Annotated in this window: 23 protein-coding genes; 4 read left to right on the top strand and 19 right to left on the bottom strand. The window is 44.6% G+C overall.

The window, feature by feature from the left end; all coding sequences use genetic code 11:
- Positions 1 to 79: 79 nt before the first annotated feature.
- Positions 80 to 1,297 (bottom strand): ROK family protein, encoded by a 1,218-nt coding sequence (locus IQQ51_RS05890; protein WP_048607464.1) that lies wholly within the window; start codon positions 1,295 to 1,297, stop codon positions 80 to 82.
- A gap of 583 nt (positions 1,298 to 1,880) precedes the next feature.
- Here IQQ51_RS05890 and pyk point away from each other — a divergent pair.
- Positions 1,881 to 3,329: a pyruvate kinase gene (gene pyk / locus IQQ51_RS05885; protein ID WP_193840580.1), complete on the top strand. Its 1,449-nt coding sequence runs from the start codon at positions 1,881 to 1,883 to the stop codon at positions 3,327 to 3,329.
- Between the two features lie 159 nt (positions 3,330 to 3,488).
- Here the strand turns inward: pyk and IQQ51_RS05880 are convergent, their stop codons facing one another.
- Positions 3,489 to 4,703, bottom strand: a complete 1,215-nt coding sequence (locus tag IQQ51_RS05880; RefSeq protein WP_193840579.1) for a patatin-like phospholipase family protein — start codon at positions 4,701 to 4,703, stop codon at positions 3,489 to 3,491.
- Positions 4,704 to 4,744: 41 nt separating this feature from the next.
- On the bottom strand, positions 4,745 to 4,834 hold the full coding sequence (locus tag IQQ51_RS05875) for a YnhF family membrane protein (RefSeq protein WP_100214626.1): 90 nt from the start codon (positions 4,832 to 4,834) through the stop codon (positions 4,745 to 4,747).
- Between the two features lie 145 nt (positions 4,835 to 4,979).
- Here IQQ51_RS05875 and IQQ51_RS05870 point away from each other — a divergent pair, with 145 nt between their 5' ends.
- Entirely contained in the window at positions 4,980 to 5,573 is a 594-nt protein-coding gene (locus IQQ51_RS05870; protein WP_029405328.1) for an outer membrane beta-barrel protein, read from the top strand.
- A 93-nt stretch (positions 5,574 to 5,666) separates the two neighbouring features.
- Here IQQ51_RS05870 and IQQ51_RS05865 read toward each other — a convergent pair whose 3' ends face one another.
- From IQQ51_RS05865 to yceD, 15 genes are all read right to left on the bottom strand, one after another.
- Complete coding sequence (locus tag IQQ51_RS05865) at positions 5,667 to 6,071, bottom strand: hypothetical protein (RefSeq protein WP_017070535.1); 405 nt, start codon at positions 6,069 to 6,071, stop codon at positions 5,667 to 5,669.
- 228 nt (positions 6,072 to 6,299) lie between these two features.
- Complete coding sequence (gene ptsG, locus IQQ51_RS05860) at positions 6,300 to 7,730, bottom strand: PTS glucose transporter subunit IIBC (RefSeq protein WP_048610590.1); 1,431 nt, start codon at positions 7,728 to 7,730, stop codon at positions 6,300 to 6,302.
- Between the two features lie 445 nt (positions 7,731 to 8,175).
- On the bottom strand, positions 8,176 to 8,943 hold the full coding sequence (locus tag IQQ51_RS05855) for a TatD family hydrolase (protein WP_193840578.1): 768 nt from the start codon (positions 8,941 to 8,943) through the stop codon (positions 8,176 to 8,178).
- Positions 8,934 to 9,899, bottom strand: coding sequence for a DNA polymerase III subunit delta' (locus IQQ51_RS05850; protein WP_193840577.1), 966 nt, complete (start codon positions 9,897 to 9,899; stop codon positions 8,934 to 8,936). Before IQQ51_RS05850 ends, IQQ51_RS05855 begins: the two co-directional genes overlap by 10 nt.
- Positions 9,900 to 9,905: 6 nt before the next feature.
- A complete protein-coding gene (gene tmk, locus IQQ51_RS05845) occupies positions 9,906 to 10,538 on the bottom strand; it encodes a dTMP kinase (RefSeq protein WP_046222709.1) in 633 nt (210 codons plus the stop codon).
- Positions 10,539 to 10,548: 10 nt separating this feature from the next.
- Complete coding sequence (mltG, locus tag IQQ51_RS05840) at positions 10,549 to 11,565, bottom strand: endolytic transglycosylase MltG (RefSeq protein ID WP_017062149.1); 1,017 nt, start codon at positions 11,563 to 11,565, stop codon at positions 10,549 to 10,551.
- Complete coding sequence (gene pabC, locus IQQ51_RS05835; RefSeq protein ID WP_193840576.1) at positions 11,562 to 12,440, bottom strand: aminodeoxychorismate lyase; 879 nt, start codon at positions 12,438 to 12,440, stop codon at positions 11,562 to 11,564. Before pabC ends, mltG begins: the two co-directional genes overlap by 4 nt.
- A 104-nt stretch (positions 12,441 to 12,544) precedes the next feature.
- Complete coding sequence (gene fabF, locus IQQ51_RS05830; protein WP_010437291.1) at positions 12,545 to 13,789, bottom strand: beta-ketoacyl-ACP synthase II; 1,245 nt, start codon at positions 13,787 to 13,789, stop codon at positions 12,545 to 12,547.
- Positions 13,790 to 13,882: 93 nt separating this feature from the next.
- The gene (gene acpP / locus IQQ51_RS05825) at positions 13,883 to 14,116 is read right to left on the bottom strand and encodes an acyl carrier protein (protein WP_004737381.1); all 234 of its coding nucleotides are present in this window, start codon (positions 14,114 to 14,116) and stop codon (positions 13,883 to 13,885) included.
- 166 nt (positions 14,117 to 14,282) lie between these two features.
- Complete coding sequence (gene fabG, locus IQQ51_RS05820; protein WP_029235138.1) at positions 14,283 to 15,017, bottom strand: 3-oxoacyl-ACP reductase FabG; 735 nt, start codon at positions 15,015 to 15,017, stop codon at positions 14,283 to 14,285.
- A 25-nt stretch (positions 15,018 to 15,042) separates the two neighbouring features.
- Complete coding sequence (gene fabD / locus IQQ51_RS05815) at positions 15,043 to 15,966, bottom strand: ACP S-malonyltransferase (RefSeq protein WP_193840575.1); 924 nt, start codon at positions 15,964 to 15,966, stop codon at positions 15,043 to 15,045.
- A gap of 80 nt (positions 15,967 to 16,046) precedes the next feature.
- Positions 16,047 to 16,997, bottom strand: coding sequence for a beta-ketoacyl-ACP synthase III (locus tag IQQ51_RS05810; protein WP_017054985.1), 951 nt, complete (start codon positions 16,995 to 16,997; stop codon positions 16,047 to 16,049).
- A gap of 5 nt (positions 16,998 to 17,002) precedes the next feature.
- Complete coding sequence (gene plsX / locus IQQ51_RS05805; RefSeq protein WP_017062152.1) at positions 17,003 to 18,028, bottom strand: phosphate acyltransferase PlsX; 1,026 nt, start codon at positions 18,026 to 18,028, stop codon at positions 17,003 to 17,005.
- A gap of 9 nt (positions 18,029 to 18,037) precedes the next feature.
- A complete protein-coding gene (gene rpmF / locus IQQ51_RS05800; protein WP_004737376.1) occupies positions 18,038 to 18,208 on the bottom strand; it encodes a 50S ribosomal protein L32 in 171 nt (56 codons plus the stop codon).
- 35 nt (positions 18,209 to 18,243) lie between these two features.
- Complete coding sequence (gene yceD, locus IQQ51_RS05795; protein WP_017062153.1) at positions 18,244 to 18,771, bottom strand: 23S rRNA accumulation protein YceD; 528 nt, start codon at positions 18,769 to 18,771, stop codon at positions 18,244 to 18,246.
- Positions 18,772 to 18,920: 149 nt separating this feature from the next.
- Here yceD and IQQ51_RS05790 point away from each other — a divergent pair, with 149 nt between their 5' ends.
- Positions 18,921 to 19,502: a Maf family protein gene (locus IQQ51_RS05790; protein WP_193840574.1), complete on the top strand. Its 582-nt coding sequence runs from the start codon at positions 18,921 to 18,923 to the stop codon at positions 19,500 to 19,502.
- A gap of 273 nt (positions 19,503 to 19,775) precedes the next feature.
- Here IQQ51_RS05790 and rluC read toward each other — a convergent pair whose 3' ends face one another.
- The gene (rluC, locus tag IQQ51_RS05785; RefSeq protein WP_017054981.1) at positions 19,776 to 20,720 is read right to left on the bottom strand and encodes a 23S rRNA pseudouridine(955/2504/2580) synthase RluC; all 945 of its coding nucleotides are present in this window, start codon (positions 20,718 to 20,720) and stop codon (positions 19,776 to 19,778) included.
- A gap of 618 nt (positions 20,721 to 21,338) precedes the next feature.
- On the opposite strand from rluC, the gene rne reads away from it, so the two are divergent.
- On the top strand, positions 21,339 to 22,818 hold a 1,480-nt coding region (gene rne / locus IQQ51_RS26700), incomplete at its 3' end, for a ribonuclease E (RefSeq protein ID WP_228012692.1).

The following is a 22,818-nucleotide window of genomic DNA, read 5'->3' as shown; positions in this document are numbered from 1 at the left end:
TAAGTACAACAAATGATGTTATACAAAGCTTAAGTACATGGAAAGGTTCAGGGTAAGGCTACAAGACGAGAAAAAGGGGTTAACCTTCAATAACTTTCATTAACAGTTGGCCATCGTATAAGGCCTGCTTGATGAGCGCAGCACCTGGCATGGTTGCCTGCTTATAAAAACGAGATTCCACCAGCTCTAAGTCTTTATGGTAAACCGATAGACTCTGCTCTTCGATACACTTTTGAATCGCCGGGTATAACACGCTCTTCGCCTGATTGATAACACCACCCACCAAGATTTTCTCTGGGTTGAATAGGTTAATCACAATCGCAATCGCAGAACCTAAATAACGACCTAACTGTTCAATCACTTCGACAGCCAGCGGATCCCCATCAGCAGCGGCAGCACAGATCTGTTCAATAGTGACGTCTTCAAAAACCGTTAGCGTTGATTCTTCACCATTTGCCAGTCGCTCTTTGACTTGCTCACGGATTGCCTGAGAACTCGCCACCGTTTCTAAACAGCCTCGATTTCCACAGTGACAAAGCTTGCCTTCCTTATCGATCTGGATATGCCCCAACTCACCGATGTTACCGTGACGTCCTTGCAGAACGCGACCATCAAGAATGATCCCGGCACCTAAACCGTGGTGAATCGAGATAAGAACAGAGTTGTCGTTGTCTTGTGAGTTACCAAACAGCTTCTCTGCTAATGCCCACGCTCGGGTATCATTGGCAATAAAAACTGGCAAACCGGTTTCTTTGTAGATCTCCGGCCCCAACGCTAAGTTTTCAACGTTGTAGTGCGGCATCTGCAACACAATACCTTGTTCTGAATTCACCAGACCTGGCAGTGTGATAGCGATACTCGTCACCCTGTCGAGTTGCTCGGCATAGGTTTGGAAGAACTCATCAATTTCATGGAGAAGACGCGCAAGCACATCGTCTTGATCACGTTCATGGATATCAATCTTGGTATCGATAAGCACGTCACCGCCCAATTCATGGAGCGCGATCGTCAAGTATCCACGACCAAGACGCATCGACAAAAATTGCCAACCTTCGTTATTGGTTTGCAGACCGACAGCAGGACGCCCACGAGTAGTGGCTTCTTGAACCGTCGTTTCGTGAATAAGGTGAGCTTCAATGAGTTCACGGGTAATTTTAGTAATACTCGCCGGAGCCAACTCACTTTGCTTGGACAGATCGATACGAGAAATAGGACCTTTAAGGTCAATTAGTTTATATACACGACCAGCATTGACCTGTTTGATATGATCAATATGGCCCGGTTGAGCCATGTACATTTTACGCTCCAGAAATCATCAACGAGGTAATTTTTTTACTTTGCGAAGTAATTGTGAAGTCACTTGGTATATCGCCGTGACCAGTATCACGTATATACATGAATCTTTGTGTATCGAGTCAAATAGTTCGAGGAAAATTAACACCCACATCGATAATTTGCGACTTAATTTTCAGAATAAAACATCGCATTTGAGCCCTGAATTCAATAATTAAAGGCAAATCAAGAAATATCCTCCTAGCTCCCAATAAATTATCAATTAATGCATATACTTAATTAAGGCGCGTTGACCTTTCGTGGTTAAATTTTGTTCGAGATAAAAGCGTTTTAATCGCGGCGAGGGAGAAGTAGCCTAGCATTCTAAGCAAATCTCCCTCAACAAAGAGTAAAACGCTTTTAGCCGAACCCTTCGGGCAGCGTTTGCTGGTCATTTCTACTACGTTATCGGCTTCTCATGTAGGCTAGCTACACATCAAAGCCTCTGCCTTGTATAAATACCCAGCAACTCGCTGCAAAAATCAGCTCGAAAGATCAACACGCCCTAGTCTTTTAAAAGATTACTTGGCCTCACTCTAGGAGTATTCATGACAGCCGAATTAAGAAAAACGAAAATCGTCACAACGCTTGGCCCTTCTACTGATAAAGGTAACGTGCTTGAAGAGATCATCAAAGCCGGTGCCAATATCGTTCGTATGAACTTCTCTCACGGCAGCAGCGACGACCATATACAACGCGCAGAAAAAGTCAGAGCAATAGCCAAAAGACACGGCACTCAAATCGCTATTCTCGGAGACTTACAAGGTCCCAAGATTCGTGTGTCGACATTCAAAGATGGCAAAATCCAACTTGCCGTAGGCGACCTGTTCACTCTCGATAGCAGCCTAGGTTTAGGTGAAGGCAATCAAGAAGCCGTTGGCCTTGATTACAAAGAACTGCCTAACGACGTATCCGCCGGCGATATCCTGTTGCTTGACGATGGTCGTGTTCAACTCAAAGTAACCAAAGTGGAAGGCTGTCGCGTTCATACCGAAGTCATCATTGGCGGCCCACTCTCAAATAACAAAGGCATCAACAAAAAAGGTGGCGGCCTTTCCGCAGAAGCGCTAACAGAAAAAGACAAGCGCGACATCGTCACCGCCGCACAAATCAAAGTGGATTACCTAGCGGTGTCTTTCCCTCGTAATGGTGAAGACATGCACTATGCTCGCCAGCTTGCACGAGAAGCAGGCTTAGAAGCTCACCTCGTCGCAAAAGTCGAGCGAGCAGAGACAGTCGCTACTGTTGAGAACATGGATGACATCATAATGGCCTCAGATGTGGTCATGGTGGCTCGTGGTGACCTCGGAGTAGAAATTGGCGACCCTGAGTTAGTCGGAGTGCAAAAACAGCTTATACGCCGTGCTAGAGCGCTTAACAGAACAGTCATCACCGCAACTCAGATGATGGAATCAATGATTTCAGCGCCAATGCCAACCCGTGCCGAAGTCATGGACGTTGCCAACGCCGTACTCGATGGAACCGATGCTGTGATGCTGTCTGGTGAAACTGCAGCTGGTGACTACCCAGTCGAGACAGTAAAATCGATGGCTGAAGTCTGTATTGGTGCGGAAAAAATGGCAGGCATTAATAACCAATCCAATTACCGTATTGACCGCACCTTTGTAACCGCCGAAGAAACCGTTTCGATGGCGACCATCTACTCTGCAAACCATATGGAAGGCATTAAAGGCGTTGTCACTCTCACCGAGTCAGGCCGCACTGCACTGATGATGTCTCGCCTAAGTGCTGACATGCCTATCTACGCGCTGTCTCGGAACGAAGGAACACTTAATCGCTGTACCTTATACCGAGGTGTAACACCTATCTACTTCGAAACAGAAGCCGAAGACAGCTTTGACATTGCACTATCTACACTCACTTGCCTGAAAGAGAAAGGACACCTTAAGTTTGGCGACCTAGTGATCGTCACTCAAGGCGACATTATGGATGTAGCAGGGTCAACCAACTGTATGAGAATCTTGCCTGTCACCTAATATTTGACCTTAAGGCGAAACGATTTGCCTTTCCTCAAAAACCAAAAAGGGTTATCGAACCAAGTTCAATAACCCTTTTTCATTTCAGAACACAATTCACTACAACCTGCTTAAGCAGCATAACGAGATCACAGCATGCTAGCTCATCAACTTCGAAAATTACTTGCCCGCAGCAATGGTGGCTAACTGTGGCATATGAGAATTGCGAGCGTTCTCCGTTGAGGTATAGGTTTCTACAAATCGGTAACCGGCTTCTAAGCCCAATTCGTAATCGTGCAACAAGTCTTCTTTGTCGCTCATTAATGAACTCGATTTTAGCGGCTGACTTGGCGCGATCTGAACCACAAACGCGTCGTCTGGTGGCGAGTTCAAAAAATCCTGAGTCAATGAGTAGGTCTGATAATGCACCATCAGCATATCAGCCAAGCCTGAATCAAACTTATCCCCGATTAAATGACTTAAGCGATAAATATCATCTGCACCAAATAGCCAGCGACCACCGTTCAGCAGGTCTAAATGCCCACGGTCACGCTTCTGCTCTTTTGAGCGCATAATTTGTTGTTGGAAGAAAGAGGTCCAGTCGGTTTTCCACTGTTCCACTTTTTGTTGCCAGTGGCCTTGAACACTGTCGAAAGATTCGCGGAACCACTCCAGTTCTTCGGCAGAGATTGGTTTAGGCGCTTTGACTGAAGATCCCTTGACTGGTGCTTCAACCAAATGGGTATTACCTTCCTCCACCACTGGCTCAGTACGAATCACCACAATAGAACGAGCTTGTCTTCGCCACGCTTCCTGAACTGGAATACATGCCGATACACCACCGTCCACATACGCACTGTCACCAATAAAGACTTCATCATTGTACAAACGAGGAATGGCGCAGGTGGCAATCATCACCTTGTACCAATCTTCACCCAATAATGGGAAGTAGTGGTCTCGTAAGTCTTTGGAATCCGTTACAGCCGCATAGAAGTGGCGATCGCCTAGCGTTTGCCGCCCTAAATCCAGATCGAGCTTATATGGGTAAGCCATAATTTGTTCTAGCGCCCATTCTAATCCTAGGTTCTTTCTGTGTCGTATATAGGAAAAGAGATTGAAGAACTCTGGTGAGGTTGTGAGGTCGAGAACAAAAGAACGGCCAAGGCCTTTATCACGGCACAGATAAGCACATAAGTTGAGAGCACCTGCTGAGGTACCAAAAAATTCGTCGAAGGGGTCAAAATTTGAGAGAAGAAAGGCATCCAGCACTCCAGAAGTAAAAATACTTCTCTGTCCGCCACCTTGAGCGACCAGTGCTGTTTTTCCAGCAATAAACTTAGCGTAATAATCCAAGTCTATTGCTGTATCAATATTGGTTATAATCCCACTATTCATTATTCCCTGAGTATCAAAACTCAGCCTCGCAATAGATGGTATTAACTACCAATCGCAATAAAGCCAAATGAAAGAATGATCATGTAGATAAACACGGTAATTTGTAGGGCATTTTTCAGATTATGGTCCATAGACACCTCTGGCTTATTATTAATTTGTCGAGTCTCTATTTAAGTACTATCAGGTGTGTGAAGTATCTTCAAGAATCGTCGAAATTAGTCGCACAATATTGATGTAACCATCACAATTAGTATGTGTATGGATAAGGATATACTCATGAATAACAAAGCAAATATGATGGCACTGATTACGCTTCTCTCCGTTTCAAGCGCGTATGCTTCGCCGGAGATCATCATTACACCTATGGTAGGTTATACCGGCGGTGGCAGTGTCGAAGACCAGGACGGTAAAACCTATGACATGAAAGGCTCTGAAAATTACACCTTCGCCATTGAAACGCCACTTGAAAAAGGACGCATCGGCTTCTTCTACTCCAATCAGAGCTCGGAATTAGAAACGCTCAACCTAAGCTCCTCCATCCAATACCTACACCTTCAAAGCAGCATCTACTACCCTGCTTCGCCTGTGTTGTCGGGTTATCTAGGGTTAGGCCTGGGTGCTTCTTACGTCGACGTAGACTGGGCAAAAGATAAGTATGGATTCTCAACTTCTATCTTTGGCGGCTTAGAGTACAAATTTAGCGACCGATTAGCGTTGAACACACAAGTACGTTGGTTAGGCACGGTTGTCGACAACGATACCTCCGGTGTTTGTAACATCCCAAGTAACGGGCAGGAGTGCATCATTCGCTTTGATACCGACTGGATGAACCAATTCCAAGCCAATGTCGGACTGAGTTTTACTTTCTAAGCGGCTCAATGAAGCAAAAATATAAGATCGGCCCAAACGAAAAAACCAGCTAAATGCTGGTTTTTTTCATTATTAAAACGGTTTTAGTTCAGGTTAGAACTTATAGGTAACACCTAAAGCGCCGCCCACTTGCAACTCAACACCTTTATACATGTCGAGTTCAGGGTGAACTTGAGCGTAAGCATTCCAACCTTCGTAGAAATTCACTTTCACGCCTAATGGCAAGCGTAAGCCAAAGTCGTCATTCCATTCAGCCCAAGCACCAGCACCAACGTACCAGCTCAACGGAGCTTCAGTCTCGAACTGACCACGCTTCAAAATGTAATCAAAGGCAGCGCCGTCATTGCCAATCGTAGCACGGTATTTCTGATCAAATTCCACAACGACACTTAGGTCTTGGTCAATGGCAAGTCCAACTTCCAAAGCTGGAGCTTCAGAAGCGTGAGCAAACGAGGCTCCGCTGCAGCACATAAGGCCGATCAAGTAACGATGTTTCATAATATTCTCAGACTGTGTTTAAAAGCGGTAGTTTACTGGAATAATAACGAAAGGTGTCATCGCTGGGTAAAAGATAAAAGACACGAAAAATTTAAGAGCAACCATCAACTGATCGAGTTGAATGATAAGTATCTGAGTTAATGGAGATTAAGCACAATAGATCTTTCATAGAGCAGAAAACAAAAAAGGAGGCCTTTCAGCCTCCTTTCAATTTATTGAATCAGAGAATTAACCGTTGTTACGGATCCACTCATCCATGTCTGTCTTAAGGTTGTCAGACTTAGTACCGAAGATAGCTTGTACGCCACCAGCAACTACAACAACACCTGCAGCGCCTAGTTTCTTCAGTTTGTCTTGGTCAACAACTGCTGTATCAGCAACTGCAACACGTAGACGAGTAATACAAGCGTCAAGACCAGTGATGTTCGCTTTGCCACCGAATGCAGCAACTAGCTCACCAGCAAGTTCAGAACCAGTCGCAACTGACTCTTCTTCAGTCTCGTCTTCACGGCCTGGAGTTTTAAGGTCTAGAGCTTTAATCACAGTGCGGAATACGATGTAGTAAATTGCAGCGTAAGCAATACCACATACAACCATTAGGCCCATCTTAGACGCGTTGCCAGATAGAACTAGGAAGTCGATTAGACCGTGTGAGAAAGATGTACCGTGTACAAAACCTAGAGTGTTCGCAAGAACGTATGCAGAACCAGCTAGTAGAGCGTGGATTGCGTACAGTACTGGAGCAACGAATAGGAAAGAGAATTCGATTGGTTCAGTGATACCCGTTAGGAATGAAGTCAACGCAGCAGAAGCCATGATGCCCATTACTTTAGCGCGGTTTTCAGGCTTAGCTGAGTGTGCAATCGCGATTGCAGCAGCAGGTAGACCGAACATCTTGAACATGTAACCACCAGCTAGCTGACCGAAGCCATTGCCCGCTGCACGAGATGCGTCATCAGCAACTAGGTAACAAGTAAGAACACCGTTTTGAGTTTCGCCAGCAGCGTTTACACAAGTACCAGCTTCAAAGAAGAAAGGTACGTTCCAAACGTGGTGAAGACCAAATGGAATTAGAGAACGCTCAACGATACCGTAGATACCAAACGCCACTTGTGGGTTTTGGTGAGCAGCCCAATCAGAGAACGCAGAGATAGCGCCGCCAACTGGTGGCCATACTACAGATAGTAGGATTGCTAGACCAATCGCAGAGAAACCTGTGATGATTGGCACAGCACGCTTACCAGCGAAGAAGCCAAGGTACTCTGGTAGTTGAATACGGAAGAAACGGTTGAATGCCCAAGCAGCAACACCACCGACTAGGATACCACCTAGTACACCAGTATCGATTTTATCAACGCCCATTACACCAGCCATTACGCCAAGTGTAGCAGTCATGATGCCGTAACCAACGATAGCAGCTAGACCCGCTACACCATCGTTGTTAGTAAAGCCAAGTGCAACACCTACTGCGAACAGTAGTGCCATTTGACCGAATACTGAACCACCAGCTTGTTCCATTAAGTTTGAAACGATTTCTGGAATGAAAGGAAGATCTGCTGCACCGACACCTAGCAAAATACCCGCAACTGGTAAAACTGATACTGGAAGCATCAGAGACTTACCAACTTTCTGCAGGCTAGCAAAAAGGTTCTTAAACATGTTTATGCTCCTGATAAAGATAAAATAATTATAATGGGTTCTAACGGCACACCCCCGTAGCCTATATGTTAGCACCCTGCGAAAATGTAACCATGTATTGCATTATATTTTCTGCCGCTAAATATATATTGATGGGGAACTAACTTTCTAGTCACTTACGAAATTTAGTTTCAAAACACGTCTTGGATCACATGTCAAATCTAGAAATGCAATCCTTTACAAGCATTTAATTGATTGAAATATATAAGTATTTTTCAAGAGTCCTATTATTTTACTGGGTAAATAAAATAGGAGCGAATGTTATTTTTAGTAACAAAATTACAAATGTTATAATTAGCGCTCTCAAGTTCAACATAATTCGTAAACATTAAAAAAAAACGTATTTTTGGTGATCAAAAACACAAAAAGGGAGCTTTCGCTCCCTTTTATTTGTTTACTTAGATTTTTATCGCAAAAAAAGTTTTTGGTAATTTTTGGTCGTTTGTTCGGCAACCTCTTTCATCGACACACCTTTTAATTGCGCAATGTAGGCCGCAACTTCAACGACATATGCAGGCTGATTCTGCTTTCCACGATATGGAATAGGTGCCAAGTATGGAGAATCCGTCTCGATCAGCAACCTGTCTAGCGGTAGGTTTTTAACAACTTCTTTAAGTTCTGTAGCCTGCTTAAAGGTCACAATGCCTGAAATTGAGATATAGAAACCTAGTTCCATTGTTGCTTCTGCGAACGCTTGATCTTCGGTAAAGCAGTGAATCACACCACCACACTTCTCAGCTCCGCCATCACGTAAAATAGCTAACGTGTCTTCACGTGCGTTACGAGTGTGAATGATCAAAGGTTTATTCAGTTCAACGGCCAACTCAACGTGCTGCTTAAATCGTAACTGTTGCAGCTCTGCCGTCTCTGGTTGGTAGTGATAATCCAAACCTGTCTCACCAATCGCCACAACCTTAGGGTTGCTCGCGTACTCACGCATTGTCTCTAGGCTGAAATCACTTTCAACATCGAGAGGGTGAACGCCACAAGAAGCTTTAACGTTATCAAACGGCGAGATCATCTCGAGCATGTTTTCAAACGAATCTAGTGTCACACCGACAGAAAGCAGTTGGTTTACGTTAGCAGCTTTCGCCTTGTTAACCACATCTTCTACGCTGCTGTGTAAATCTTGGTAATCCAGTTTGTCTAAATGACAGTGGGAATCTACGAACATGTTTCCTCGCAAGTGGCTATCAGCCAATTCATTATGAGTAGCTCCGTATTGAGCCCAGGGTGTTGCTTTAACTGCTCAATCAATATCAGCAGTTTATTCGATGCTGCATAAGCACTTTGATAAGACATCACCTCACACAGTGCTTTCGCACTCGGAGTGAAAGCCTGATTCGCCAAACCAAAATGCAGCTTCTGTACATCTGACAATAGATGCCAAAGCCAGCCAAGTTGAATCAAAGGGTCTTTGCTAAGCTCTGTAGAGAACTTTAGCATGTCAGGTTGAGTGCCTTTTATCACATTCACAAAACCATCGAGCGCTTTTGTTGAGGCTTCAACGCCACCTTGCTCAAACATCGCTTTTGCTTTTAAAGGCGCGTTGTCATTGAGTGCTAAAATATACTGCGGTACCGCTTTGCCCACTTCACTATCTAACCACGCCGATGCTGTCTCCAACTGCGGGCTAACCACATTGAATTGCTGACAACGGCTAATAATCGTTGGCATTAAGCGATTGCTGTTGCGAGTAGACAGAATGAAGATGCACTTGCTTGATGGCTCTTCCAGAGTTTTCAATAGTGCGTTGGAAGCCGATTCGTTCATTGCTTCAGCAGGATTAAGCAAAATAACGCGCAAACCACCTAACTGAGAAGACTCTTGAGCCCAGCGGTTACTGGCACGCACTTGATCAACCGTGATCGACTTACCTTCTTTCTCTGGTGAGATCACATGAAAATCAGGATGACTGCCCGACTTCATTAACTCACAGCTGTGGCAGAACCCGCAAGACTCGCTTTCATAGTTAGTGCACATCAATGCGTCGGTAAGTTGGCTAATCAACGCATCAACGCCGAGCCCTTCCGGTGCATTAACAATCACAGAGTTAGGAAAACGCTCCGCATCGAGACTTTTTTTCCACTCACTCCATACCGGTGTGAGCCAAGAATACACTTCAGCCATGACTACCTACTGTTTGTCGAGCCAAGCAGTTAGCGCGACTTTAATATCAGCGGCTACTTGCTCAATTTCTTGCTGCGCGTTAATCACAAGTACAGAATCATCTTGTTCTGCAATTTCTAGATAGCGCTCACGCGTGCGGTCGAAAAATGAGATGTCCATCTTTTCAATTCTATCAAGCTCACCACGGCCTCTAGCACGTTCTAGCCCTACTCTAGGGTCTAGGTCCAAATATAGCGTTAGATCGGGTTTAAAGCCGCCTAGCGTGGTTGATTTCAGTGATTCCATAGTCGTGCGCGCGATCTGGCGACCACCACCTTGGTATGCCTGTGAAGACATATCATGACGATCACCCAATACCCATTGACCACTATCGAGTGCGGGCTTGATGACGTTCTCGACTAATTGAACACGTGCTGCGTACATCAGCAGCAATTCAGTCATGTCTTGAAGCTTCTCGCCTTCGTGCTCTTCTTTAACCAATGAGCGCATCTTTTCAGCTAAGACCGTACCACCCGGCTCGCGAGTATTAACAATATCCTCAACACCCGATGCTTTTAATGTCTCAACGATGGCATTGATTGCTGTGCTTTTGCCAGCGCCTTCAAGGCCTTCAACCACGATAAATTTCGACTGATTCATAATTATTTCTTTATCTGTTTTTTCTTAATTGCTTTAAGTAAGCTCGCACTGCACGGTTATGCTCAGTCAAACTCTTTGAAAATACGTGACCGCCTGTTCCACTCGCAACGAAATACAAGTAGTTGCTCTTCTCTGGATTCAACGCCGCGTTGATAGATGCTTTGCCTGCCATGGCGATAGGTGTCGGTGGCAAGCCACTCATTGTATAGGTGTTGTATGGTGTTGGCGTGCGTAAGTCTTTCTTACGGATATTGCCATCGTAGCTATCACCCATGCCATAGATAACCGTTGGGTCAGTTTGCAAACGCATACGCTTGTTCAGACGGTTAACAAACACAGAAGAAACACGCTCACGTTCTGACGCAACAGCGGTCTCTTTCTCAATGATAGACGCAAGAATTAACGCTTCGTATGGCGATTTAAGAGGAAGTTTATCCGCTCGATTTTCCCACTCTTCATTCACCACGCTCATTAGGTCTCGATGCGCGCGCTTCAACAAATCTAAATCCGTTGTGCCGTAGGTGTAGTGATACGTTTCTGCTAAGAAGAGACCTTCTAGCTTTTCGTTTTCAATACCTAGCTTTTCAGCGATCTCTTTTTCAGAGACACCATCCAACGTCTGTTGAATAAATTCGTTGTCTTTTAGCTGAACAAGCCATTCGTCAAAACGACTGCCTTCTACAAAGGTAATGGTAAACTGGTGTTCTTTCCCTTCTACAAGCACCTGTAGCGCCTGCTCTAAGGTTAAACCCGGTTCAAGCAGGAAAGTACCCGCTTTAACGTCTACAAGCTCAGGATGTAACTTACGGATTAATTTCTCGTAAGGAGAAGCCTCAAAAAGCCCCTCGTTAATCAACTGGGCTAGAACGCGGTTAAAGCTGCTACCTGAAGCAACAGTCACGACTTGTGGTTTTTCTAATTGAATAACTTGTTTCAGGTTATCTTGTGCTTGGTTGTAAACATAAAAACCAGCAGCACCGGCTGCGATTAAGCACAAGATAATAAAAATAAATAACTTTTTGATCACGAGTTTAGTTGTCCTTGAAGGCTACGAGTAACGGTTCCAATGTTAAATTGGGTATCACTAATACGGGTAACTGGGGCAACCCCTAAGATGGAGTTGGTCATGAAAACCTCATCAGCTTGCATGAGTTGAGATAAGCAGTAGTCACTAATTGTAACGGAAAGTTCAGCTTGATTCAGCGCGGTTAACACTTGCTTACGCATAACCCCCGCGACACCACTTTGAGTGAGTTGAGGTGTGTATATCGCCTGACCTTTTCGCCAAAAAAGATTGGCCATGGTGGTTTCAATCACATTGCCCGATATATCAAGAACCACACCATCCACTTCATTAGCCTGATCCATTTCATCTTTCATCAAAATCTGCTCAAGACGATTATTGTGCTTATGGCCAGCCAGTAGTGGGCTCAAACCTAGCGCTTGATGACAGATACCGAGTTCAACACCGGAGTCTTGCCACGCTGAATAATGACTTGGGTAATCAAAGGTACTGATGGTGATTGTCGGCTTAGCGATATTCTTGGTACTGTAGCCTCGCCCACCTGCGCCCCGGCTAACGTGCAGCTTGATCCCTGCTTTTTGATTATGAGGCTTGTTTGCGTTATCGAGCTTCTTTGAACCATCAAGGTTCTTTTTGCCATGAAGAGCGCTATGTTGAATGTGTTGAAGTGCAGTATCGAGCCAAAGACTAACAACATCCCAATCAAGAGCAGAAATGCGCAGCGCTTTAAGGCATTCGTCGACACGATGCTGATGATCGTGAAAATGTTGTATCTCACCATCACTCACGAGCATCGTCGTAAAACAGCCGTCTCCGTACTGAAACGAGCGATCCAAAATATCGACAGTTTGCTGGCTTTCTCCATCAACCCAAAACATGTTTTTCCCCATAAAAAGAAACGGCTCAATGCTAAAGCATCAAGCCGTTTAAAAACAAGTCTAATTGTGACTATCTACGAGTGTTTACGTCTTTAATAAGATGATTAAATCTTTTTGAAGATCAAACAGCCGTTTGTACCACCGAAACCGAATGAGTTACATGCAGCATATTCCATGTTGCTAACTTCACGCGCAGTGTGAGGTACTAAGTCAATATCTAAGCCTTCTTCAGGATCATCTAGGTTGATTGTTGGTGGAACAATTTGGTCAACCAGAGACATTGCCGTGATGATAGCTTCAGCAGAACCAGCAGCACCTAGAAGGTGGCCTGTCATTGATTTCGTAGAAGAAACCAATACTTGCTTGCTGCCTGCTTCGCCAAGAGCACGCTTGATGCCCTTAACTTCCGCTACGTCACCTGCAGGAGTCGAAGTACCGTGTGCGTTTACATAACCGATTTGTTCACCAGTAATGCCAGCATCACGCATAGCCGCTTCCATTGCTAGTGCGCCACCTGAGCCATCTTCACTTGGAGATGTCATGTGGTAAGCGTCACCCGACATACCGAAGCCAACTAGCTCACAGTAAATCTTAGCGCCACGAGCTTTCGCATGTTCGTACTCTTCAAGAACCATCATGCCTGCACCGTCACCAAGAACGAAGCCATCACGGCCTTTGTCCCATGGACGAGAAGCTTTTTGAGGCTCATCGTTACGAGTAGAAAGTGCTTTAGCCGCACCAAAACCGCCCATACCTAGTGGCGTTGATGCTTTTTCAGCACCACCCGCTAGCATTGCGTCAGCATCGCCGTATGCAATCATACGAGCCGCGTGACCAATGTTATGTAGGCCAGTCGTACATGCAGTAGAAATCGCGATGTTTGGACCGCGTAGGCCACGCATGATAGACATGTGACCAGCAATCATATTCACGATCGTCGATGGTACGAAGAACGGGCTGATCTTACGAGGGCCTTTTTCAGTTAGAGCTTGGTGACCGGCTTCGATCAAACCAAGACCACCAATACCAGAACCGATAGCAACACCCACACGTGGAGCGTTTTCTTCAGTAATAGTTAGGGCTGAATCATCTAAAGCTTGAATACCTGCTGCGACGCCGTACTGGATGAACAAGTCCATCTTACGAGCATCTTTTTTAGTCATATACTCTTCGCAGTTAAAGTCTTTAACTAGACCTGCAAAACGAGTTGAGAAATTGGTTGCATCAAAATGATCGATATTAACGATACCACTTTGACCAGCTAGCAGGGCTTTCCAAGAAGATTCTACAGTGTTGCCTACCGGTGACAACATACCCATGCCAGTGACAACTACACGACGCTTGGACACGATTTTACACTCCGGGGATTGAGGTGATTTAAGATGAGGATAGATGAGTTAGATAAAACACAGGCGGTCGAGGTGACCGCCTGGGAGAGATTATTACTGAGCGCTAGTTACGTAATCGATAGCTGCTTGAACAGTAGTAATTTTCTCAGCTTCTTCATCTGGGATTTCAGTGTCGAATTCTTCTTCTAGAGCCATTACTAGCTCTACTGTGTCTAGAGAATCTGCACCTAGGTCATCAACGAAAGAAGCTTCGTTTTTAACTTCAGCTTCGTCTACACCTAGCTGTTCAACAATGATTTTCTTTACGCGTTCTTCGAGGTTGCTCATTTTTTCTTTTCCTTTACAGAGTTCGCTTTATGCGATGTTTTCCGTAGTTTATTCAATCTATTGAAAGTTGCAAGGTCAACTTTTCTGGTCAAACCACAATTTTCACGATTTTAACCGAAATTACGTATGATCTTGACTTAAATCATGCACAAATGTTGCACATAATTTACACCATGTACATACCGCCATTGACGTGAAGTGTTTCACCTGTGATATAAGCTGCCGCAGGTGACGCCAAAAATACCACAGCTTCAGCGATTTCGCGAGGGTCACCTAGTCGACCTGCTGGTACATTCGCCAAAGTTGCTGCACGTTGGTCATCATTTAGCGCTTTAGTCATGTCAGTTTCGATGAAACCAGGAGCTACAGTGTTCACTGTAACGCCACGAGACGCAACTTCACGAGCCATTGATTTAGTAAAACCAATTACGCCTGCTTTTGCAGCTGCGTAGTTAGCTTGACCAGCGTTACCCATAGTACCTACTACAGAACCAACGTTTACGATACGGCCTTGACGCTTCTTCATCATGCCACGCAATACAGCTTTAGACATGCGGAAGATAGGCGTAAGGTTAGTATCGATGATGTCATTCCATTCGTCGTCTTTCATACGCATCAGTAGGTTATCACGAGTGATACCTGCGTTGTTAACTAGAATGTCAATCGCACCGAATTCATCGTTGATGGTTTTCAGTGTAGCAGCAATTGAGTCAGTATCCGTTACATTAAGAGCAAGACCTTTACCGTTCTCACCAAGGTACTCGCTGATTGCAGCTGCGCCGCCTTCAGATGTCGCAGTACCGATAACTTTAGCACCACGCTCAACTAAAAGTTCAGCGATTGCACGACCGATGCCACGGCTTGCGCCTGTAACTAGTGCAACTTTGCCTTCTAAATTCATCATAACTTCTCTATTAAGTGGTTATTTACTTAGCAGCTTCTAGTGATGCAGTATCATTAACTGCAGCAGCTGTCATAGTTTTTACGATTCGTTTTGTTAGACCAGTAAGAACTTTACCAGGGCCTAATTCAAGTAGCTTCTCAACGCCTTGCTCATTCATCGCTTGTACACCTTCAGTCCAACGAACTGGGCTATATAGCTGACGAACAAGTGCGTTTTTAATTTTTGCAGGATCTGTTTCAGCAATAACATCAACGTTATTGATAACAGGCAATGCTGGCGTGTTGAACTCTAGAGCTTCTAGAGCCACCGCTAGTTTGTCTGCTGCTGGCTTCATCAGTGCACAGTGAGACGGCACAGAAACAGGTAACGGAAGTGCACGCTTAGCGCCCGCTTCTTTACACAGTGCACCAGCACGCTCTACTGCCGCTTTGTTACCCGCGATAACAACTTGGCCAGGAGAGTTAAAGTTAACTGGAGACACAACTTCGTCTTGCGCAGCTTCTTCACACGCTTTAGCAATCGCTTCATCGTCTAGACCGATGATCGCGTACATTGCGCCAACGCCTGCAGGAACTGCTTCTTGCATCAATTGACCACGCAATTCAACCAGCTTGATCGCTTCTTTAAAGTCGATAACGCCAGCACATACAAGTGCAGAGTACTCGCCTAGGCTGTGACCTGCTAGATTTACAGGTTGCTCTAGGCCAAGCTCTTGCCATACACGCCAAATTGCAACAGACGCTGTTAGTAGAGCCGGTTGAGTGCGAAAAGTTTCATTTAGATTTTCTACTGGACCATCTTGAACCAATGCCCATAGATCGTAACCAAGAGCTTCTGAAGCTTCAGCAAATGTCTGTTTTACAACATCATACTGTTCGCCTAGGTCAGCAAGCATACCGATAGCTTGAGAGCCTTGGCCTGGGAATACGATAGCAAACTTGCTCATTGTAATTTTCCTTTAAGCAAAGCAAAAAATTGAATAAGGCACATAAGTTATGTGCCTTGTTTGTTGATTATCGCTTGGGGTTAGAATTTAACTAACGCAGAACCCCAAGTGAAGCCGCCGCCAAATGCTTCAAGTAGAAGCGTTTGACCACGTTTAATTCGCCCGTCGCGAACAGCCTCATCTAGGGCCGTTGGTACGGTCGCTGCTGAAGTGTTGCCGTGCTTATCAAGAGTAATCACTACTTGATCAAGCGACATCGTCAGCTTTTTAGCGGTTGCCGAAATAATACGGTAGTTCGCTTGGTGTGGAACTAACCAATCAAGCTCTGACTTATCCATATTGTTCGCCGCTAATGTGTCTTTAACTAGCTTAGAAAGCTGAGTTACCGCCACTTTAAATACTTCGTTGCCCGCCATGTGCAGCCATTTGTCTGCATCACCGCCACGCTCTGGTACTTCTAAACTTAGAAGCTCACCGTATTTACCGTCAGAGTAAATATGAGTAGACAAAATACCTGGCTCTTCGCTTGCGCCTACAACCACCGCGCCTGCTGCATCACCAAATAAGATGATAGTAGAGCGGTCAGTCGGATCACAGGTTTTTGACAGTGCATCAGCACCAATTACCAAAACGTTCTTACACATGCCAGTCTTGATGTGTTGATCAGCAACAGACAGTGCGTAGACAAAACCAGAACACGCCGCAGCCAAATCAAACGCAGGACAGCCTTTGATACCAAGCTTGCCTTGTACCTGACATGCCGAAGACGGGAATGTGTGGCTACTGCTGGTTGTCGCAACGATGATTAAATCAATCTCTTCTTTGTCGATACCTGCCATTTCAATGGCATTTTCAGCAGCGTAAAACGCCATATCAGCAACGGTTTCGTTTTCCGCTGAAATACGACGCTCTTTAATACCAGTTCTAGCAACGATCCACTCATCGCTAGTCTCTACCATTTTCTCTAAGTCTGCGTTAGTACGCACCTGAGATGGCAAGTAGCTGCCAGTACCTAAAATTTTGCTATACATGAAGACTAATAATGCCTCTCGAGTAAAACCGCTTCCAAACGATCGCTAATGCGGCTGGGGACTTGTCGTTTGACCTCGTGTACTGCTTCACCAATCGCGTTGACGACTGCAGACACATCAGCACTTCCATGACTTTTAATGACAATGCCGCGCAATCCTAACAAACTTGCGCCGTTATACTGGTCGGGGTTCAAGGTTTTTAATTCAGTAAATAGCTCAGAAAACAGCATTCTGGCTATCCAACCCTTTATTGTTGAAGCCATCATGCGCGTTTTTAGCTTATCAATAAAGAGCTGAGCCGTACCTTCGCACGTTTTTAAGCAGACATTGCCCACAAAACCATCACATACGACGACATCAGCAGCATCTTGAAGTAATTGATTACCTTCAATATAGCCTATGAAGTTCACAGACTGTGTATTAGACAACATTTCAGCGCATCGTTTTACAAGGTCATTGCCTTTAATTTCTTCTGCACCGATATTCAAGATAGCGACACGTGGTGCGCGACCTAAATGTTGTTCTGCTAATGCACTGCCCATGACAGCAAACTGAAACAGTGAATCTGCGTCACTAGAAACGTTCGCCCCTAAATCAAGCATCCATGTGCGATTTCCGGATGCAGTAGGCAAAGCTGAAACCAATGCAGGCCTATCAATACCGGGAAGAAGCTTGAGTCTGAAACGGGATAACGCCATCAGTGCGCCAGTGTTACCACCACTCACACAAGCATCAGCCTGTGATTCGGCAACCAGATCGATAGCGGCACGCATAGAGCTACCCTGACTATTACGTAAGGCTAGTGAAGGTTTTTCAGAATTGGAAATGACTCGATCACAATGCTGGATACTCAAACGAGAATCAGGCATTCGACCTAATGAAGATAATTGAGATGTGATCGCGTTTCGATCACCTATTAGAATGACTTTTAGCTCTGGGAAATACGACAGTGCCTGCACGGCGGCAGGCACTGTTACACGAGGACCGAAGTCCCCGCCCATTGCATCAAGCGCAACGGTTAGATTTTGCAAAGGTCAACCTTACTTGTTGATAACCTTTTTGCCGCGGTAGAAACCTTCGGCAGTCACGTTGTGACGTAGGTGAGTTTCACCTGAAGTTGCGTCTACAGAAAGTGCAGCTGTAGTTAGCGCATCGTGTGAACGACGCATGCCACGCATTGAACGTGATTTCTTGCTCTTTTGTACGGCCATTGACCCTACTCCTATGTAAATTCTTAAAGAAGCAATTACTTCTTTAAGCTTTTTAAAACATCAAATGGATTCGGCTTTTTGTCTTCCTCAATTTCTTCAGGAAGTTCACCAAACACCAAGTTATTTGAGTTAACGCTACATTTCGCATCGTCGTGCATTGCTATTTGTGGCAATCCAAGGATGAACTCGTCTTCAACTAATTGAATCAGGTCTAACTCACCGTACTCGTTCAGATCTACCAAATCGTACTCTTCCGGTGCTTCCTCTTCACTTTTCTCACTGTAAACAGGAGTATAAGTAAATTGGACATCGCACTCATGTGCGAAAACCTCATTACAACGTTGACACTCTAAATCGACTTCGACGTTAGCTTTACCAGAGATAACGACTAATCGTTGTTCATCAAGCCCAAATGACATTGAGACTTGCGCGTCACGTTTTACGCCTTCAGTTGCTTCAGTTAAACGCTTCAAAAGACTGACCTGAATGATACCATCCATATCGAGTCGTTTTTGAGCCGTTCTTGCCGGATCAACTGTACGCGGTATTTTTTCCTTTTGCATAGGGCGCGAATCTTATCTTCCAAATCGTGTTTAGTCAAAGGAAATGGCAAAAAAAATGTACTTTCCTGCCTTTCCTATTCAGAGCATTATGAATAGCAGGACAAGTTACGTTATCCTGAGATAAATGCTTCCTTGAATTGTAAATTAAAATGAGAAATTACCAACTAGTTTTAGCCTCTACATCACCATTTAGGCAAGAGATCCTCAAAAAACTACAGTTAAGCTTCATTACAGCCAAGCCAGACTGCGATGAAACGCCGCTTCCAGAAGAGACGCCACAACAGTTGGTGATGCGCCTTGCTGAGACCAAAGCTAAGTCTTGTGCTGTGGATCAACCTAGCTTAGTCATTGGTTCTGATCAGGTTTGTGTGATTGATGGAGAGATCATAGGTAAGCCTCATACTCGAGAAAAAGCGATCGAGCAGTTATCTCGTCAAAGCGGCAAGAGCATTACTTTTTATACTGGGCTTTCGGTTTGGAATAACGAAACCAATCAAGCTGACACGCGTCTCGACACTTTTGTTGTGCATTTCCGCGATTTAACCGAGCAGCAAATCATTAGTTATGTAGAGAAAGAACAACCTTATTACTGCGCGGGCAGTTTTATGTGTGAAGGGTTAGGCATCGCTTTATTTAAAGAGATGGAAGGAAAAGATCCAAACACGCTTATCGGTCTACCTCTGATCGATCTGGTCGATATGTTAGAAGCGCAAGGAATGGACGTACTATAACGGATACGCTCTCTTTATTAGAGATTCCCTACTCCTTCCTTCGTCAGTCTAGGGAATGACGGAACACGCAATTTTATCTAATCAGCTAATGATATAGAACGTGATTTTAAAAAGTCGTCACCCTCAAGAGCGAGGAACGAGCGACTTGGGGATCTTCTACAATAGATAAAAACAAAAAAGGTTGACGATATTCGTCAACCTTTCTCATTTATGGATACTGAAGAACAAATTTAGAGGCACTCTATACCTTCGTATCTTGTATCTTGTATCTTCTTAAAGCTTACGTAAACCCGTTAGGGCTTTCTCTAGCCTTCTTTCCATTGGCGCCGAGATATCCATCTTCTCTTCACTACCTGGGTGTGTGAACTTGATGTTTGCTGCATGTAGGAACAGACGATCAAGACCAACCTTGCCCGTGTAAGCATCAAAACGACGATCACCGTAGCGATCATCCCAAGCAATTGGGTGACCAGTATACTGAGCGTGCACACGAATTTGGTGTGTACGGCCTGTAATTGGGCTAGCTTGAATCAACGTCGCCTCTTGGAACTTCTCTAAAACCTTAAAGCGAGTTTCAGAAGCTTTACCATTCGGGTTCACTCGAACAATGCTATTCACTTCATTTTTTAACAAAGGTGCGTTGACGACTTTACAGCTGTTTTTCCATTCGCCCATGACTAAAGCGAAGTAGTATTTTTGAACCGTTTTTTCACGGAACTGTGCTTGAAGGTGTCTTAGCGCCGAGCGCTTCTTAGCAACAAGCAAAATGCCAGACGTATCTCTATCGATACGGTGCACTAATTCAAGAAAACGAGCATCAGGACGAAGCGCACGTAATGCTTCAATCGCGCCAAACTTTAATCCGCTACCACCATGAACAGCAGTGCCAGACGGTTTGTTAAGAATTAGCATGTGATCATCTTCATAAATGATGCACTGTTCTAATTCTGAAACCTTGTTGAGTTTCGTGCTCGGCACGTTCTCTTCTGTTTTCTCTTCAATAGTAACCGGAGGGATACGAACTAAATCGCCAGCTTTTAGTTTGTATTCAGCCTTGATGCGTTTTTTATTTACGCGGACTTCGCCTTTACGCACGATTCGGTAAATCATGCTTTTCGGGATGTTTTTTAATTGGTTGCGTAAGAAGTTATCAATACGCTGACCAGCCATATCTTCGTCAATGTCGACGAATTGGACTTGGGTTCTAATTTCGCTCATTGCGCTATTGTATCACTGTCACTTTTGATAATTGAGATTTTCTTAGCCCTATTCCGAACTTATTTATCCCTAATCCTTACCGATCTATCCCAAAATGGTCGTTGAAGTTCTATATTTCTTTGATTCTTCGAACAAAAAAGCATCAAGATTCCTGCAAATTAAAATATCAATTGATAAATTATTTATAGACAGTGAGTTAGAGCTATCAAAACCCAAACAAAAACTGTTTTTTTTACAGCATTCCGACAAAGCAGATTGCTGTGTTTACCGACCGCTGCTATAGTTCACAGCTGCTATCAGTGGTTTGACTATTATTTAAACAGCTAACCATTCATAAGCAAGTAAATGAGTAGATAACTCAGATTAGACAGTGCTGCAATCGGCGTAAGACACGGTCAACTGAGTTCCTTATCGCTCTACTCACGTACACTCATGTTGAGTATTCACCGCCACATCGCGGATCATAGGCTAACTCCCTATGATGACTGACGTGCCCCAGAGCATCCCTCTCCAGCCGGGAGGCTGCACCGATAAAGCCATGGGATCTGGCACCATGAGAAACGAAATAAAGCGATAAGAACAATGATGAAAATAAGAAAAGACAATGAGAATTTCTAAATGAAAAGAATGTTAATTAACGCAACTCAAAAAGAAGAGTTGCGTGTCGCTTTGGTTGATGGCCAGCGACTGTTCGATCTAGATATCGAAAGTCCAGGTCACGAGTCAAAGAAAGCGAATATCTACAAAGGACGTATTACCCGTATTGAACCAAGCCTAGAAGCGGCATTCGTTGATTACGGCGCAGAACGTCACGGTTTCCTCCCTCTTAAAGAAATTGCCCGCGAATACTTCCCTGAAGGTTATACATACCAAGGCCGTCCTAGCATTAAAGAAGTGCTAAAAGAAGGCCAAGAAGTAATCGTACAAGTAGAGAAAGAAGAACGTGGTAGCAAAGGTGCTGCACTGACAACTTTCATCTCTTTAGCTGGTAGTTACTTAGTTCTTATGCCTAATAACCCTCGTGCTGGCGGTATTTCTCGTCGTATCGAAGGTGATGAACGCACTCAACTGAAAGCAGCATTAAGTACTCTTGAGCTTCCTCAAGGTATGGGCTTAATCGTGCGTACAGCGGGTGTTGGCAAAAGTGCAGAAGAGCTAGAGTGGGACCTGAATGTTCTATTGAACCATTGGGGCGCTATCAAGCAAGCTTCTGATTCAAACGCAGCTCCTTTCCTAATTCACCAAGAGAGTAACGTTATTGTTCGCGCAATTCGTGACTACCTACGTCGTGATATTGGCGAGATTCTAATCGACAGCAATACTATTTTTGAACGTGCACAAGCGCACATTCAATTAATACGCCCAGATTTCATGAATCGCGTTAAGAAATACGATGGTGAAGTGCCACTATTCAGCCATTACCAGATTGAAAGCCAGATCGAATCTGCTTTCCAACGTGAAGTTCGTCTTCCATCTGGTGGTTCTATCGTAATCGACCCAACAGAAGCACTGACTTCTATCGATATCAACTCTGCTCGTGCAACAAAGGGCGGCGATATTGAAGAAACAGCACTTAACACTAACCTAGAAGCTGCCGATGAAATTGCACGTCAATTACGTCTACGTGACCTAGGTGGTCTTGTTGTAATCGACTTTATCGATATGACTCCGGTTCGCCACCAACGCGAAGTAGAAAGCCGTCTACGTGATGCCGTTCGTTTAGATCGCGCACGTGTTCAGATTGGTCGTATTTCTCGCTTTGGTCTTCTAGAGATGTCTCGTCAACGTTTGAGCCCATCACTAGCAGAAGCAAGCCACCACATTTGTCCTCGTTGTACAGGTACTGGTGTTGTTCGTGATAACGAATCTCTAGCACTTTCTGTTCTACGTTTGATTGAAGAAGAAGCTCTAAAAGACAACACAGCACAAGTACTTGCTGTTGTGCCTGTTCCAATCGCTTCTTACCTTCTGAACGAAAAACGTCGCTCAGTAAACCACATCGAGAAGAACCAAGAAGTTAAGATCACTGTTGTTCCTAACTCAGACATGGAAACGCCGCATTTTGAGGTTATCCGTGTTCGTGAAGGTGAAGAGTTCG

The sequence above is a fragment of the Vibrio sp. OPT18 genome (genome assembly GCF_015163615.1).
GTDB classification, from domain to species: domain Bacteria; phylum Pseudomonadota; class Gammaproteobacteria; order Enterobacterales; family Vibrionaceae; genus Vibrio; species Vibrio coralliirubri.
Note: the sequence above shows the minus strand (reverse complement) of the source record. Positions and strands in the feature narration are given on the sequence as shown.

Coding starts and splice junctions, on each gene's coding strand:
- IQQ51_RS05855 (WP_193840578.1), bottom strand. CDS start 8,943: ATGTTCGTAGATTCCCACTGTCATTTAGACAAACTGGATTACCAAGAT.
- ptsG (WP_048610590.1), bottom strand. CDS start 7,730: ATGTTTAAGAACCTTTTTGCTAGCCTGCAGAAAGTTGGTAAGTCTCTG.
- fabG (WP_029235138.1), bottom strand. CDS start 15,017: ATGAATTTAGAAGGCAAAGTTGCACTAGTTACAGGCGCAAGCCGTGGC.
- IQQ51_RS05870 (WP_029405328.1), top strand. CDS start 4,980: ATGAATAACAAAGCAAATATGATGGCACTGATTACGCTTCTCTCCGTT.
- acpP (WP_004737381.1), bottom strand. CDS start 14,116: ATGAGCAACCTCGAAGAACGCGTAAAGAAAATCATTGTTGAACAGCTA.
- rpmF (WP_004737376.1), bottom strand. CDS start 18,208: ATGGCCGTACAAAAGAGCAAGAAATCACGTTCAATGCGTGGCATGCGT.
- IQQ51_RS05865 (WP_017070535.1), bottom strand. CDS start 6,071: ATGAAACATCGTTACTTGATCGGCCTTATGTGCTGCAGCGGAGCCTCG.
- IQQ51_RS05790 (WP_193840574.1), top strand. CDS start 18,921: ATGAGAAATTACCAACTAGTTTTAGCCTCTACATCACCATTTAGGCAA.
- IQQ51_RS05880 (WP_193840579.1), bottom strand. CDS start 4,703: ATGAATAGTGGGATTATAACCAATATTGATACAGCAATAGACTTGGAT.
- rluC (WP_017054981.1), bottom strand. CDS start 20,720: ATGAGCGAAATTAGAACCCAAGTCCAATTCGTCGACATTGACGAAGAT.
- IQQ51_RS05850 (WP_193840577.1), bottom strand. CDS start 9,899: ATGGCTGAAGTGTATTCTTGGCTCACACCGGTATGGAGTGAGTGGAAA.
- IQQ51_RS05890 (WP_048607464.1), bottom strand. CDS start 1,297: ATGTACATGGCTCAACCGGGCCATATTGATCATATCAAACAGGTCAAT.
- pabC (WP_193840576.1), bottom strand. CDS start 12,440: ATGTTTTGGGTTGATGGAGAAAGCCAGCAAACTGTCGATATTTTGGAT.
- pyk (WP_193840580.1), top strand. CDS start 1,881: ATGACAGCCGAATTAAGAAAAACGAAAATCGTCACAACGCTTGGCCCT.
- fabD (WP_193840575.1), bottom strand. CDS start 15,966: ATGAGCAAGTTTGCTATCGTATTCCCAGGCCAAGGCTCTCAAGCTATC.
- IQQ51_RS05875 (WP_100214626.1), bottom strand. CDS start 4,834: ATGGACCATAATCTGAAAAATGCCCTACAAATTACCGTGTTTATCTAC.
- tmk (WP_046222709.1), bottom strand. CDS start 10,538: ATGAATCAGTCGAAATTTATCGTGGTTGAAGGCCTTGAAGGCGCTGGC.
- yceD (WP_017062153.1), bottom strand. CDS start 18,771: ATGCAAAAGGAAAAAATACCGCGTACAGTTGATCCGGCAAGAACGGCT.
- IQQ51_RS05810 (WP_017054985.1), bottom strand. CDS start 16,997: ATGTATAGCAAAATTTTAGGTACTGGCAGCTACTTGCCATCTCAGGTG.